The sequence below is a fragment of the Nitrospira sp. Vd2 genome, from assembly GCF_979581665.1.
The window spans coordinates 26598-41452 of sequence record NZ_CEFZSK010000033.1; the positions used below are offsets into that span (position 1 = coordinate 26598).

At 61.0% G+C, this 14855-nt stretch carries 12 protein-coding genes; 1 reads left to right on the forward strand and 11 read right to left on the reverse strand.

What is annotated here, in order from left to right; genetic code table 11:
* Positions 1–25 precede the first annotated feature (25 nt).
* The 11 genes from murC to asnS form a co-directional block, all read right to left on the reverse strand.
* Positions 26–1399 carry a UDP-N-acetylmuramate--L-alanine ligase gene (murC, locus tag AC1U7K_RS12340; RefSeq protein ID WP_480251663.1) on the reverse strand — a complete coding sequence of 458 codons (1374 nt, stop codon included), beginning with the start codon at positions 1397–1399 and terminating at the stop codon, positions 26–28.
* 59 nt (positions 1400–1458) lie between these two features.
* The gene (murG, locus tag AC1U7K_RS12345; RefSeq protein ID WP_480251665.1) at positions 1459–2565 is read right to left on the reverse strand and encodes an undecaprenyldiphospho-muramoylpentapeptide beta-N-acetylglucosaminyltransferase; all 1107 of its coding nucleotides are present in this window, start codon (positions 2563–2565) and stop codon (positions 1459–1461) included.
* Positions 2562–3761: a putative lipid II flippase FtsW gene (gene ftsW, locus AC1U7K_RS12350; RefSeq protein ID WP_480251666.1), complete on the reverse strand. Its 1200-nt coding sequence runs from the start codon at positions 3759–3761 to the stop codon at positions 2562–2564. The genes murG and ftsW overlap by 4 nt, the downstream gene beginning before the upstream one ends.
* A gap of 85 nt (positions 3762–3846) precedes the next feature.
* Positions 3847–5226 (reverse strand): UDP-N-acetylmuramoyl-L-alanine--D-glutamate ligase, encoded by a 1380-nt coding sequence (gene murD, locus AC1U7K_RS12355; protein WP_480251667.1) that lies wholly within the window; start codon positions 5224–5226, stop codon positions 3847–3849.
* A gap of 5 nt (positions 5227–5231) precedes the next feature.
* On the reverse strand, positions 5232–6308 hold the full coding sequence (gene mraY, locus AC1U7K_RS12360; RefSeq protein WP_480251669.1) for a phospho-N-acetylmuramoyl-pentapeptide-transferase: 1077 nt from the start codon (positions 6306–6308) through the stop codon (positions 5232–5234).
* A complete protein-coding gene (locus tag AC1U7K_RS12365) occupies positions 6308–7777 on the reverse strand; it encodes a UDP-N-acetylmuramoyl-tripeptide--D-alanyl-D-alanine ligase (RefSeq protein ID WP_480251671.1) in 1470 nt (489 codons plus the stop codon). The genes mraY and AC1U7K_RS12365 overlap by 1 nt, the downstream gene beginning before the upstream one ends.
* Positions 7778–7824: 47 nt before the next feature.
* Positions 7825–9330 carry a UDP-N-acetylmuramoyl-L-alanyl-D-glutamate--2,6-diaminopimelate ligase gene (locus AC1U7K_RS12370; RefSeq protein ID WP_480251672.1) on the reverse strand — a complete coding sequence of 502 codons (1506 nt, stop codon included), beginning with the start codon at positions 9328–9330 and terminating at the stop codon, positions 7825–7827.
* Positions 9327–11069, reverse strand: a complete 1743-nt coding sequence (locus AC1U7K_RS12375) for a peptidoglycan D,D-transpeptidase FtsI family protein (protein ID WP_480251674.1) — start codon at positions 11067–11069, stop codon at positions 9327–9329. Before AC1U7K_RS12375 ends, AC1U7K_RS12370 begins: the two co-directional genes overlap by 4 nt.
* The gene (gene ftsL / locus AC1U7K_RS12380; RefSeq protein WP_480251676.1) at positions 11066–11398 is read right to left on the reverse strand and encodes a cell division protein FtsL; all 333 of its coding nucleotides are present in this window, start codon (positions 11396–11398) and stop codon (positions 11066–11068) included. Before ftsL ends, AC1U7K_RS12375 begins: the two co-directional genes overlap by 4 nt.
* Positions 11395–12339 carry a 16S rRNA (cytosine(1402)-N(4))-methyltransferase RsmH gene (gene rsmH, locus AC1U7K_RS12385; RefSeq protein WP_480251677.1) on the reverse strand — a complete coding sequence of 315 codons (945 nt, stop codon included), beginning with the start codon at positions 12337–12339 and terminating at the stop codon, positions 11395–11397. Before rsmH ends, ftsL begins: the two co-directional genes overlap by 4 nt.
* A gap of 195 nt (positions 12340–12534) precedes the next feature.
* Entirely contained in the window at positions 12535–13836 is a 1302-nt protein-coding gene (gene asnS / locus AC1U7K_RS12390; protein ID WP_480251678.1) for an asparagine--tRNA ligase, read from the reverse strand.
* A gap of 104 nt (positions 13837–13940) precedes the next feature.
* Here asnS and AC1U7K_RS12395 point away from each other — a divergent pair, with 104 nt between their 5' ends.
* Positions 13941–14849, forward strand: coding sequence for a hypothetical protein (locus AC1U7K_RS12395; protein ID WP_480251679.1), 909 nt, complete (start codon positions 13941–13943; stop codon positions 14847–14849).
* Positions 14850–14855 lie beyond the last annotated feature (6 nt).

The window sequence follows — 14855 nt, forward strand, 5'->3', positions numbered from 1 at the left end:
TCTCGAGATGTCGCTGTTACCGGCATCACAGCCGTTCCAACAATTCCGGTCCCACCTTCCAAATATCACCCGCGCCCAAGGTAAGTACGAGATCGCCGGCTTGAAGGGTCGGTCGCACTCGCTCGGCCAACTGATCCTTCCGCTCGACGTACGTTACCGACGGATGGCCGGCCGTACGAATGGTCTCCGCGAGTTTCTCGCCGGACACGCCGGGAATCTCTTGTTCACTCGCCGCATAGATATCCGTCACGTACAGCACATCGGCGGCTTGAAACGAGGTCGCGAATTCGGTGAGTAGATCGCGGGTGCGCGTGTACCGGTGCGGCTGGAAGAGGACGACGAGGCGCCGATTCCAGCCTTGCTTGGCCGCGGCGAGTGTCGCTTTGATCTCGGTCGGATGGTGGCCGTAGTCATCCACCACCATGATGCCGTTTTTCTCTCCGCGCCGTTGAAAGCGGCGCTCCACGCCGGTAAAGGTCGCCAATCCCTTGCGAATGAGATCGACCGGCACATCCAACTCGATGCCGATGACGATCGCCACGAGCGCGTTGGATACGTTATGGACGCCGGGCACCTGCAGCCGGAACGGGCCGAGGTTCCGGTCGCGGAAGTAGGCGCGGAACTCCGACTCACCCGGCTTCAGCGCGATCTCGTCGGCGCGGAAATCCGGACGCGCTCCCGGTTCCGTCAACCCGTACGTTTGATATCGACGAACCACCCGGGGCAGCAGTGCGCGCAGGCGCGGATCATCGAGGCAGAGCACGGCGAGGCCGTAGAACGGTACACGATTGATGAACTCGACGAACGCCGCCTCCAGCCGATCCATCGACCCGTAATGATCCAGATGCTCGCGATCTAGATTGGTGACCGCCACGATGGATGGCGAGAGCTTCAAGAACGAGCCGTCGCTCTCGTCGGCCTCGGCGACGAGCAGGTCGCCTCGTCCCAGTCGCGCGTGGCTCCCGAGCGCATTGACCTTGCCGCCGATCACCATCGTCGGGTCCAGCCCGCCCTGTGCCAGCACGGTGGCCACCATGGAGGTCGTCGTCGTCTTGCCATGTGCGCCTGCGATCGCCACTCCGTATTTCAGCCGCATGAGCTCCGCCAGCATCTCGGCTCGCGGAATCACGGGGATCGCCTTGGCGCGCGCTGCGAGGACTTCGGGGTTGTTGGCGGAGACGGCCGAGGAGATCACGACGACCTGAGCCTCGCCGATGTTCGTCTCGTGGTGTCCGATGAAGATTTTGCCGCCCAATTCTTCCAGTCGCCGCACCGTGTCCGAGCGCGTGAGATCCGACCCGGTGACCTTGTAGCCCAACGTGAGCAACACTTCAGCGATGCCGCTCATGCCCGCACCGCCGATCCCGACGAGGTGAATCTGTTGTATTTTTCGAAACATCGTGTCCGCGGGGAGCTAGAGGCCAAGGGGAACTGCGTTCCCCTTCCTCCTGTGGGCCTCTAGTCCCCGCTCCTCTCGATCGTTGTGATCAGCCTTAAAGATTCGTCCACAATCCGTTCTGCCGCGTCCGCTCGCGCCAGTCCTCGACTGCGGTCCCCCATCACCTTCAGCCGATCGCCATCATGGAGCAGTTGCTGAATCGCCTCGGCCAGACGCGCGCCGTTCAAGTCACGCTGACTCATCATGATCGCGGCTCCCGCCGCCTGCATCACTTCTGCATTGCGGGCCTGATGCTCATAAATCGCGTGCGGCAAGGGAATCAAAATCGCCGGCCGCCCGCATGCCGCCAACTCGGCCAGCGTCATGGCGCCCGCCCGCGACACTACGAGAGCCGCTTCGCACAACACTGTCGGCATATCGAACAAGAACGGCACCACGCGCGCCGCGATCCGCGCCGATCCATAGGCCTGCCTGACTCGCTCATAATCCGCCTCGCCTGTTTGATGGACGATCGTCAATCGACGCGTCAGTGCCTCGTCCTTCTTCAAAATGGGCAACGCGTCGATCATCGCCATATTGATCGCATGCGCGCCTCGGCTTCCGCCGAACACCAGCAACGTCTGCTGCTCCTTGTGTGGCGTCGCGGCCCGCGCTTCTTCGAAGAAGCTGTGACGAATCGGTGTCCCGAACAATCGCACTTTGGCTTTCGCAAAGTGCCGAACCGCGGGTTCGAACGCCACGAAGACCCGCTGCGCCAGCGGGCCGAGCACTTTGTTGGCCATCCCGGGGTACGCGTTCGGCTCGAGGATCACGCGGGGAACTCTCAGGAGCCATGCGGCAACCACGACGGGGGGCGACGTGTACCCACCGATGCCGACGACCAGATCGGCGTGCATGCGCCTGAGGAGCGCTACCGATTGAAGGACGGCGCAGGGTAGCGCCAGAAGGGCGGATGCCACTTGCTTCAGTCCGAGTCCCATGACGGGCTGCGCCGCGATCAAATCCAATGGGAAGCCCTCATGCGCGAGAACTTTCGTTTCGATCCCTCGGGTCGTCCCCACGAACCGTATGACCGCGGAGGGATCGCGACGCAGGAACTCCTGCGCGAGCGCCACACCAGGATAGAGGTGGCCGCCGGTGCCGCCGGCCGCGATCACGATCGTCATTGTGTTTTGATCGCGCCATAGCGACCGATCTGTCTGCCGGCTTGCCGGTCACGTGAAATACTCAACAGGACGCCGATCCCCAACAGGCTCACGACCAAAGACGAGCCGCCATAGCTCACGAGCGGCAGCGTCAGGCCCTTGGTCGGCAACAGCCCGGTGGCGACACCGGCGTTGATCAAGGCCTGTACGGTCATCAGCAGCGTGATGCCCAGCGCCAAGTGCCGACCGAACGGCTCTCGCGCACGGGCCGCAATTTGAAATCCCTTGAGCGCCAAGACGGAAAACAGCAGCATGATCGAGACCGTCCCGATCAGGCCCAGCTCTTCTCCGACAAGGGCCAACACAAAGTCCGTATGGGCTTCGGGTAGAAAAAACAGTTTTTGCCGGCCCTCACCCAGTCCCACGCCGAACGGCCCGCCGCTGCCGAAGGCCAGGAAAGATTGATTTACCTGAAACCCGGCGCCCGTCGGGTCCTTGCCCGGGTCGAGGAACGTCATCAGCCGCTGCAGCCGATACGGTGACTTCCAGACCACGGTGGCGACAGCAAGGAGAAAGACCGGAATCAACGACATCAAGTGAGTCAAGCGGGCCCCCGCCAGGAAAAGTAGTCCGAGCGTCACAAGCCCGAGCACGACGACGGTGCCGAGGTCCGGTTCCAACAGCACGAGCACGCTGAGCGCACCGATCACGACCAGCGGGGGCAGGAAGCCGCGCGAGAAGTCCTTCAGCCGTTCCCCTTTATTCGTCAAATAGGAGGCGAGGTAGAGGACCGCGACGAGCTTGATGAGTTCGGCCGGTTGAATGGAGACCGGGCCAAGTCTCAGCCACCGCCGCGCGCCTTTCGCCGCGCTGCCCACACCGGGAATCAGGACAAGCACGAGCAGAACGATCGTGATGGCAAGGATCGGCAGAGCGAATTTTCGCCACACGCGATAGTCGATACGACTGGCCCCCTGCATCAACAACAGTCCGAACGCCAACCACGCAATCTGCCGTTTGAGAAAATACACCGAATCATGGAATCGATTGCCCGCGACAACGCCGCTCGCACTGAACACCATCACGAGGCCGATGAACGCCAGGATGGCCGTGACGAGGATGACCGTCCCATCGGCGCTGGGCCGGTGAATCGTTCGCTCGCCACCCAACGACCAGGGAAGGACCAGACTTCCCGCTCCGTGGGCTTTTCGCGCCATACTATCCGTTGGCCACCCGATGAGGACCGGCAGGGACGCCACTATCATCCTCAGGCGCACCGCCCGCCCGGCCGCGTACCTCTTCTCACGGCAGCCCATTCACGAGTGCTTTGAATTGGCGGCCGCGATCCTGATAATCGGCAAACATGTCGAAACTCGCGCACGCCGGTGACAGCAGGACGACGTCGCCAGAGCGCGCCTCCCGCGCCGCGATTTCCACGGCGTCGCGCAACGTCGGCGCATCGAGGATGGGACAGGCATCTCCCAACGCCTCCCGAATCCGACCGGCCGCCTCGCCAATAAGCACCACTTTCTTGACTCGGCGCCCCACCGGCCCGCGCAGTTTGGAGAAGTCCGCGCCCTTGTCCTTACCACCGGCAATCAACACGATCGGCCGAGACAGGCTGTCGAGGGCTTTGAGCGTCGCATCGACGTTCGTCCCCTTCGAGTCGTTGATGTATTGGACGCCCTGCCACTCGCGTACGAGTTCGAGCGCGTGTTCGAGACCCGGAAACGTCATGAGGACACGCCGCATCAACTCTGCAGGGCATCCGCAGAGTGCACCGATCGTGACGGCGGCAAGCGCATTCATGACGTTGTGCGCCCCCGGGATGCGAATCTCCTCCAACCGGCAGATCGCCTCGCGCCGGCCGTTGATCGAGACGACCAGTTGACCGTGTTCCACTGCCGCGCCATCTCGGGTGAGCGGCTGCATCCGACTGAAACCAAGAACTCGCGCCTTTGTCCGGTCTCGGTAGCCGCGAACCCGCTCATCGTCGAGATTGAGCAGGGCATAGTCCTCTTGACCCTGGTTCTCGAAGATCCGCGCCTTCGCGGCAACGTACGGATCGAGTGAGGGGTAACGATCCAGATGATCGGGGGTGATGTTGAGCAGGGCGGCGACCCACGGCCGAAACGTCTCGATCGTCTCCAATTGAAAGCTCGACACCTCGACAACGGCATAGTCATAGGACGCAGGTTGCGACCCGTTACACAACGTCGTGAGCACCGCCTCGCTCAGCGGCGTGCCGAGGTTCCCGCCGACGAACACGTGCTTACCGCTTTCCTTCAGCAGGAGCCCGGTCAGCGTGACGGTCGTGCTCTTGCCATTCGTGCCGGTCACGGCAAGGATCGGCGCGTTCAAAAAGCGCGACGCCAGTTCGAGCTCACCAATGACCTGCACGCCCCGCTTGCGAACACGAGCCAGCGAAGGCAACTCGGTCGGTACACCGGGACTGATCACGACGAGATCGGCGTGCGCCAAGGCGTCCTCGTACCCCTGTCCAACGTTCACGGCAATTCGGTCGCTCTTGAGCCGCGGGAGGATGCCGGTGAGCGCCTCGCGGTCCTTGGCGTCCGCCACAGTCACGTGGGCGCCGATGCTTTCCAACAGGTTGGCGGCTGCCACGCCGCTCCGCGCCAGCCCGACGACCGTGACCTTCTTTCCCGCGAAATCTTTCACCATCGCAATTACCGAAGCTTCAACGTGCTCAAACTCAGCAGCGCGAGCAAGATAGCGATGATCCACAGACGGACCACCACTTTCGGCTCTTCCCAGCCTTTCATTTCGAAGTGATGATGGATCGGCGCCATGAGGAAAATCCGCTTGCCGCGCGATTTGTAGGAGGCAACCTGGAAAATGACCGAGATCGCTTCGATGACGAACACGCCGCCGACCAGGAGCAGTAGCAACTCATGCTTGCTGATCACCGCGACCGTCCCCAGTGCGGCCCCGAGCGGGAGCGAGCCGACGTCTCCCATAAAGACCGACGCCGGATACGCGTTGAACCACAGAAAGCCCAGGCTCGCGCCAAAGATCGACGCCGTGAACACCGCCAGCTCACCCGCGCCCTCGATGTAGGGAATCAGCAAATAGTCGGCGGTGATGTGGTTGCCGACGACATAGACGACGATCGTGTAGGCCAGTGAGGCGATCATAACCGGGCCGACCGCCAAGCCGTCCAGCCCGTCGGTGAGGTTGACGGCGTTCGAGCTGCCGACGATCACGAAGACGGCAAACGGGATGTACAACCAGCCGAGGTCCGGGGTGAAATTTTTGAAGAACGGCACACTCAGTTTCGTCGAATACCCGGGCAGGAAGTAGAAGAACACGCCGATGGCCAGCGCAACGAGGCCCTGAGCCAGCATCTTTTGGGACGCCGTGAGTCCCTTCGACTGCCGGCCAATAAATTTCAGATAGTCGTCGGCGAATCCAACGAGTCCGAATCCCACGGTGGCGAGCATCGCCAGCCACACGTACCGGTTCATAATATCCGCCCAGAGGATGGTGGCGATCACGACCGCGAACAAGATCAGCAGGCCGCCCATCGTCGGCGTGCCGCTCTTCGCCAAGTGCCGGCTCGGGCCGTCGGTCCGAATGTTCTGGCCCAGTTTGATCTCCTGGAGCTTCCGAATCAATGGTGGCGCGAGCACGAAGGCCAAGAGAAACGCCGTGACAGCCGCATAGATGATGCGAAAGCTGAGATAGCGAAAGACGTTGAGAAAGGAAAACTCAGTGTGCAACGGATAGAGAAAAAGGTACAGCATTATGTCCCGGCAACGCTGCTCGACACTGATGTTCCTTTCGGCTGAAACTTACTTCGCAACGCCTCGACGACCTGCTCCATTCGCATGCCCCGCGATCCTTTTACCAGGACGACATCACCCGGCCGGACACGGGCCGCAACGACGTCGGCGGCATGCGCGGCATCCGGCGTTTCAATGATTCGGTTCCGATCCATCCCGGCACGACCGGCACCGTCGGCAAATCCCTTTCCCAACGAGCCGCATGCGACCAACTCGCCGATTCCCTGGACAGCGGCATACGCGCCCACTTCTTCATGAAAGGCCGCCGCGCCGTCGCCGAGTTCCAACATGTCGCCAAGCACCGCAACCGTCCGGACGCCTTTCGAGCGGCCCGCGAGCCATTCGATGGCAGCTTTCATGGACGCGGGATTGGCATTGTAGCAATCGACGATCACGGTCAGTTCGCCGAAGCGTTCGACTTGGGAGCGCATGGCCGCAGGTGTAAATCGCGCGAGGCCTCGGGCAATGGTGTCAGCGGTGAGGCCACAGAGAATTCCGACAGCCGCAGCCGCCAACGCGTTGGAAACGTTGTGCCGGCCATGGGCAGGGAGTCGCACCGAGGTGCCGGCAGTCATGCCAGGGAGGATGAGATTAAACGTGGTCCCGTCGGTCATGTCCATCACCGCTGTGGCTCGCACGTCAGCGGGCCCAACGAGGCCGAAGGAGACGACTCGGCATCGCGCCCGCGCCGCGAGATAGCTGAAGTAGTGATCGTCGGCATTCAAGACGACGGCGTCATCCGAATCCAGCCAATCCAACAGTTCCCCCTTGGCTTCGGCCGACGCATCCATCGTCCCGAAGAACTCCAAGTGGTCGGGCCCGATGTTCGTAATGACGCCGATCGTCGGGCAGACGATCTCGGCGAGCCGCGCCGTCTGCCCCTTCTGATCAACCCCCATCTCGATGACCGCCGCCTTATGAGCGGAGGTAAGACGAAGCAAGGTCTGCGGGACGCCGATACGATTATTGAGATTCCCTTCGGTCACGAGAATCTGCCATCGCTCTTCCAGGACTCGCGCGACCATCTCCTTGGTCGTGGTCTTGCCGTTGCTGCCTGTCACGGCAACGACCGGGATCTTGAACCGGCTCCGGTGAAAGGCGGCGAGTTGCTGGTACGCGATGATCGTGTCCGGAACGCCGAGAACGAAGAACTCACCCTGCCCGTTCTTGTGGGCGGCCTTGCTGACAGCGGGAGGGAGTGTCGCATCGGCGTTGACGAGCACGACGATCACGCCTTTCGCGAGAACGTCCGCGAGGAATTGGTGCGCGTCGAAGCGTTCACCATGGAAGGCGACGAACAGGTCTCCGGCGGTGGTGGTCCGCGAGTCGGTGCACACCCGCTCGACGACTCGCCGAACGGCATGAGGATTGCCGGCGAGGAGGTGCGCTCCCGTGATCTCGAGGATTTCTTCGACCGTAAACAACGGCATAGGCGATTCCACCGGCGAAGCCGTCGTCGCCTGTTTCTCAAACGACATCATCGTCCAAGGACATGCAAGATCGCTTCGCGGGCGACCTCGCGATCGTCAAAGTGATGCTTCGTGGTGCCGATGATTTGATAGTCCTCGTGTCCCTTGCCGGCGATCAAGACCATATCGCCGGGACGCGCTTCCCGGACGGCCGATTCGATCGCCGCGCGGCGATCCGCAATCAGGCGATACGGGACTGGGCGATGCTTGAGTCCTTCGAGGACACCGACCTCCACTTCTTTCAAAATCACCATGGGATCTTCGGTTCGTGGATTATCGGACGTGAGAATGACGACATCGCTCCTCTCCACCGCGACCCGGCCCATTTTGGGCCGCTTCCCGCGGTCCCGATCGCCTCCGCAGCCGAAGACGGTAATGATCCGTCCGGTCCTCAGCGCCTGTGCCGCCGAAAGCAATCGGGAGAGTGCATCATCGGTATGGGCATAATCGACGACCACCGAGAAGTTTTGCCCCGCCTCGACCCGCTCGAACCGACCGGGAACGTTGTGCACCCTCGCAATCCCTTCCTGGATCTGCGCGGGCGACAGCCCTTCGTTCAATCCGACACCGATCGCTCCAAGGATGTTATAGACGTTGTGTTCGCCGACGAGGCGACTTTCGACGGGGAACGATCCGTGGGGCGTCACGGCGGTAAAGGCCGTGCCGGCCACCGACAGGCGGACATCTTGAGCACGAAGATCGGCCGGTTGGCGGATGCCATACGTCCACACCGGAACCCTGCACGCCTCGCGAATCCGATCCGTCCATGAATCGTCGACGTTCAGGATCGCGCGCTTGTTGGTCTTTGCCCCTGACGCCGATAATCCAGCAAACAGTCGGAGCTTGGCTTTGAAATACTCCTCCATCGTGCCATGAAAGTCGAGGTGATCCTGTGTCAGGTTCGTGAAGATCGCCACGTCGTACTCGCACCCCGCCGTGCGATCAAGAGCCAACGCATGCGAGGAAACCTCCATAACCGCCGAATCGAGACCGGCTCTCCGCATCTTCGACAGCAGGGCCTGCAGTTCAACGGCTCCCGGCGTCGTGTGGGAGGCGGCGATCGTCTCCTTGCCGATCTGATATACGACTGTCCCAATTAACCCGACCTGATGGCCCGCGGCCTCGAGCAAAACCTTCGAGAGGTAGGTCGTCGTCGTCTTTCCGTTGGTACCCGTCACACCGATCATTCGCAACGCGGCGGACGGCTCCCCCAGGAGGCGCGCCGCCAGTTCGCCGAGCACCCGTCGAGAATTGCGCACGACGATCGCCGGCACTCGTACATCCCGAATCGCTGGCGGCTCTTCCGCGACGACCGCCGCAGCTCCCGCCGCCACGGCCTGGCTGACGTAGTCATGGCCATCGACCCGCTCACCGCGCACCGCGACGAAGACGGCATCGGGAGGTATGCGCCGGGAATCATCGGAGACGGCGGAGACGTCCATGGCAACGTTACCGGAGACCTTCAGAACCTCGCCGCGCTCCTTAAGGGGTCTGATCAATTCAGCCAGCGTCATGAGTACGAGATTTCTTTTTGCGAGTTCGAAATTGCCCGGGTCAGCTTCACCGGCTCCTGCGGCGACACTCCAAGATAGGGCAGGACCTGCTCAGCGATACGGCGAAACACCGGTGCGGCGACCACCCCGCCCCACGCTTCGGTTTTCGGCTCATCGATCACGACGACGATGGCCAGTCGAGGGTCGTCGGCAGGGACAAACCCGACAAACGAGCCCACAAAGAGCGTTGGCGAATACGCGCCGGTATGCGGGTCGATCTTCTGAGCCGTCCCTGTCTTCCCTGCCACACGATACCCCGGAACAGCCGCTTTTCCACCGGTGCCGTGCGTCACGACGCCTTCAAGAATCGAGGTGAGCGTCCGGGCGGTCTCGGCCGAAATCACCTGCCGGCGAACATGAGGTTCGGTCCGAGCGACCACCTGGCCCTTGGCATCGCGTATCTCGGAGACGAGATAAGGCCGCATCAGCGTGCCGCCGTTGGCCACCGCACTGTACGCGGCCACAAGCTGTAGCGGCGTCACTCCAATCTCTTGTCCCATCGCCACCGAGGCCAACGTCCGGCGCCCCCAATCGCGCGGCTCCTTGACGAGCCCCGAGACTTCGCCCGGCAAATCGATCTCCGTCCGCTCACCAAAGCCAAACCCTTTCATGTACCGATGGAGCCGGTCGGCCTCGAGCCACATGGCAATCTTGGCCGCCCCGATATTGCTCGAACGTTGAATCACTTCGGCGAACGTCAGCCATTGGGACTTCTCATGGTCATGGATGACGGTGTGCGCCACCTCCATACGCCCGTTTTCACCATAGATCAACGTATCGGGCCGCATCACCCGCTCTTCGAGCGCGGCCGCGGCGACCACCACTTTCATGGTCGATCCCGGCTCATAGGAATCCGTGATCAGCCGATTGCGCCATCGATCGGCCGAGATTCCTGCCGTCGCATTCGGGTCGAACTTCGGACTCAGCGCCATCGCCAGCACTTCACCCGTCTTCGGCACCATCACGATCGCCATGCCGGCCTTGGCACGCGTTGCCGTGATTGCCTCCTCCAACTCCTTTTCCACGGTGTACTGAATGAACTCGTCGATCGTGAGAGTAAGGTTATGGCCGGCAGCAGGCGTGCGTTCGCTGATGCCCTTCGGGAACACCGTTCGGCCCAGGGCGTCACGCTCCAGGACGATCAATTGTTTCTCTCCCATGAGATACCGATCGTACCGCCGCTCCAATCCTTCGAGTCCCTGCCCATCAAGGCCAGCAAATCCTAATACGTGAGACAGCAACGAGCCATTCGGATAGAAGCGTCGGCCTTCCAAGACCGTGCCGACACCTTCCAATGACAGCGCCTCGAGTCGCTTGCCTTGTTCGGGGTCCAGCTTTCTGGCGATCCAGACGAAACTCCGGTCCTGCCGTAACTTCTTCTCGATCTCATCGGCGCGCACGTGGAGGACGCGAGCAAGATCACGAGCGACGGCGGCCGGATGGTCCAAGGAGGTCGGGACACCGAATACTGACGGCACGTCGATATTCACGGCGAGCACGGTCCCACGCCGGTCGCGAATCGCTCCGCGGGCCCCTTCCATGGTAACTGTCTTCTCGTGTTGTCGGTCCGCCCTGACCGTCAACTCCGCGGCATGCAGCACTTGCAGGTAGAACAAGCGCACGAGAATGACCGCAAATCCGCCGATCAGGAGAAACGCAGCGAAGACCCGTCGCCCCCAATGTCCGTCTGGCTCGATCATCGAATGGCTCGCAGCGTCTCGTTCTTCGCGACTCTAATTTCCGCCGTCAACGGCTGGCCCTTCAGGGGCGTAGTGGAATCGAGCCGGACCAGACGCAACTGTCCCTGTTGCGGCGGAATCATTCCGAGCTTTTCCGTTGCCGCACGCGCAATGCGTTCAGGCGCGGTCAGGGTCGAGACCTTCAGGCGCAACTCGTCCCGCTCACGCTCCAATACGGCCCTTTTCGACTTGAGCTGTTCGATCCGATATCCGACGTGAACGATGTCCACCCGCTCCCACACATACAACAGAAGCAGCGACAAGACTGCGAGAGCCGCGACCACTTTCATGCATACCTCCTTTGAGGCAGCCGTTCGGCGATCCTCAATTTGGCACTGCGTGAACGCGTGTTGGCCTCACGCTCCGCTTCGGAAGGAATGATTGGTTTCTTCGTGGCTTGCCGGAGGACCGGTTCAGGACCTTGGGACAAGTCACGGATCGTCTGCTTCGCGATACGATCTTCCAGGGAGTGGAACGAGATGACACAGAGACGCCCGCCGACGGTCAGCAGATCGGCCGCATCGCGGATGGCCTGCCCCAAGCGGTCGAGCTCCTTGTTGACGGCGATTCTCAATGCCTGAAACGTGCGAGTCGCATAATGCAGGCGTCCATGGCGGTACGTCGGCGGCACTGACGCCCGAATGGCGTCCACCAGATCCGGTGTTCTGCGGAGGGGGCGGGCCGCTCTCGCTCGGACGATCCCTCGAGCGATCCGGCGCGCATAGCGCTCCTCGCCATATCGGTAAATCAGATCCGCCAGCTCGGCCTCCGACAATTCATTGACGAGGTCAGCTGCCGTCACATCACACCGCCGGTCCATGCGCATGTCGAGCGGTCCATCGACGGCAAAACTGAATCCGCGCTCGGGTTCCCGAAGCTGCATCGACGAGACACCCAAGTCGAACAAAACGCCATCGACATGTTCGACGCCAACGGAGGCGACTTGCTGCTTCACATCAACGAAGCTGCTGTGAATGAGCCGAACGCGCGCCCCAAATCGATCGAGACGTCGTGCGCTTACCATGACGGCCGCCTCATCTTGATCGAGTCCGATAAGCCGCCCCTCAGGCGAGGACATCTCGAGGATCTTTTCCGCGTGGCCGCCTTGCCCGACCGTGCAGTCCACATAGATGCCCCCCGGTTGAACCCGTAATCCAGCCACAACCTCATGAAGTAGTACGGGAATGTGAGAATAACGCCCGCCCGATCTGTCACTACCATTGTCACCCACTTTCTCCCACTTTTCGGCAGAAGTATACAGTGACAAATTGCGTTGTCAACCAAAAACTTTGTTTATTAACGACATAGCCGCGGCTTGCCTCCCTGAGGACAGAAAGCCGTTTTCTCGGCGAAAAGAGTGAAGTCGGGGTCGTGAACTTCCGGGCGGGGGCGTCTTTGATAAGGCCGGTCGCTTAAGGAGAGAGTGCTAGGGATAGAGGCGATACAGCATCCGTGGGAATGGGATCGTCTCACGGACGTGATCGAGACCGCAGATCCACGCGACAGCGCGCTCAATCCCCATACCAAAGCCGGCGTGGGGAACCGAACCATATCGCCGTAAATCGAGATACCAGCGAAACGCCTCTTCCGGCAGCTTATGCTCATGAATCCGTGCCAACAGCTTCTCGTATTCATGAATGCGTTGGCCACCCCCTATAATTTCGCCATAGCCTTCGGGAGCGAGAACATCCATACAGAGGGCGAGATCCGGACGTTCCGGATCGTTCTGCATGTAAAAGGCCTTGATCGCGGTTGGATAGCGGTGGATGATCGCCGGTCGATCAAAGGCGTTGGACAAGAGCGTTTCTTCGTCGCCCCCAAAATCATCGCCAAGCTGAATGGGGCTGCCTTGTTGGTGAAGCAGAGCGACTGCCTCGTGATAGGTCAGGCGGGGAAAGGGCTTTTTGATCCCTTCCAGTTTCGCGATGTCCCGCTCCAGAATGCCAAGCTCTGCCCGACGCGATGCAAGGACACGCTCTACGATGAAACACAAGAAGTCTTCGGCCAACTCCATCATGTCGGGCAATTCAGCAAAGGCCACTTCTGGCTCCACCATCCAGAACTCCATCAGATGGCGACGCGTCTTCGACTTCTCGGCGCGAAACGTGGGCCCAAAACAGTAGACCTTGCCGAAGGCAGCCGACGTGGCCTCGCTATACAATTGTCCGCTTTGCGTGAGATAGGCCTTTTCATCGAAATAGTCAGTCTGAAACAGCGTAGTCGTGCCTTCACACGCATTCGGAGTAAAGATCGGCGAATCGACGAGCACGAAACCACGGTCATCAAAGAAATTACGGCACGCCCGGACGATTTCATGACGAATCCGAAGAATCGCGTGCTGTCGCACCGACCGCAACCACAAGTGCCGGTGCTCCATCAGGAACCCGACGCTGTGCTCCTTCGGCTGAATGGGAAAAGGCTCTGCGATCTGCAGGACGTCGATTGTAACGACATCCAACTCATAACCGCCGTGCGCGCGCGGATCCTGACGCACCGTGCCTGTCACGATCAGCGATGACTCCTGCGTCAGCGTCTGCGCGCGGCTGAACTGCTCGTCGCCAACCGCGGCTTTGCTGACGATCGCCTGCAGGTCCCCGGTGCCGTCGCGGACGATGAGGAACTGGAGCTTGCCGCTCGAACGCTTGTTGCGAAGCCATCCGCGAACGGTGACAGTCTCGTCGACATAGTTGGAGATGTTTTCGATATAGACGACAGGCATGTCCATCATGAAGGCTGAACGCAGGTACAGCGTATCCGATAGCCAAAGGCCTTTCAAGGTCGGGTGCGGGCTGCAACATTGACTTTTCTTCAATCGGTGCGACAATTCCCCTCATGCTGATCGCCGTCTCACAGCTCTTCGTCGGCCTGCTCTTCGTCCTCCTCCTGCTGCTCCCGGACGGTAAGGGCATGGCGGTGCAGCCGTTGTATTGGTGCTCGAACAAGCCGGCGGATCAGCAATATGCCGCTTCGCCCCAAGACGGTTGCACACCATTGGTCGAGGAAGACGAGGAGAGGAAGGACACCACCGATCGCAAACGGGAACGGACCCCGATCAAAGTGGAGAACATCCAGAGTGAAGTGACAGGCTTTCTCAGACTCTATCGCGAATTCCTCGACTGCTGCGCGACAAAGGGAGACTCGATTGAGGACTTGGATACATTGGAAGCCCGGGCCTCCGATCTCCTCGAGGCTGTGCAGACGTCACTATTCAGTGAGCAGATGAAATTGCGCGGGTTCACGTACAGCGAGCTGGTTCCGCCGCTCGCGAAGGCCAAACAGGACCTGAAGAAGCTGAAAAAGCGGTTGACGGCGCTGACAAATGCCAAGGGACGGCTCGAGACGTTGGACTACGAGGCTGCCGGCAGAGAGCGCCGTCGGATTCAAGAGGAAGAAGAGGCACTAGGGCGTGAATTTCGTTCGGTGGGGCCGCCATCCTCCGCACGAACCGGCAATGAGATCGGTGACACGACGCTGCCCAACCGAGTCGGAACTGATTTGACGAGCCCCAACGGGACGAAAGGACGAAGCGGCGGCGAGATCGGGGGCTCAACCTTGTCGCCTAAAACGGGCCTCGATTCTCAGAACACCACGCTCCCGAATCGAACCGGCTCCGAGATAGAAAACAGCACTCTCCCGAGCAGTACGGGATTTGAAGCCGGCACCTCGCATGGCCCGACGGGTCCTTCCACAAACCCGATGCGCGTCGGCCCCAACATCGGCGACTCGACGCTCAACCGATAACATCAC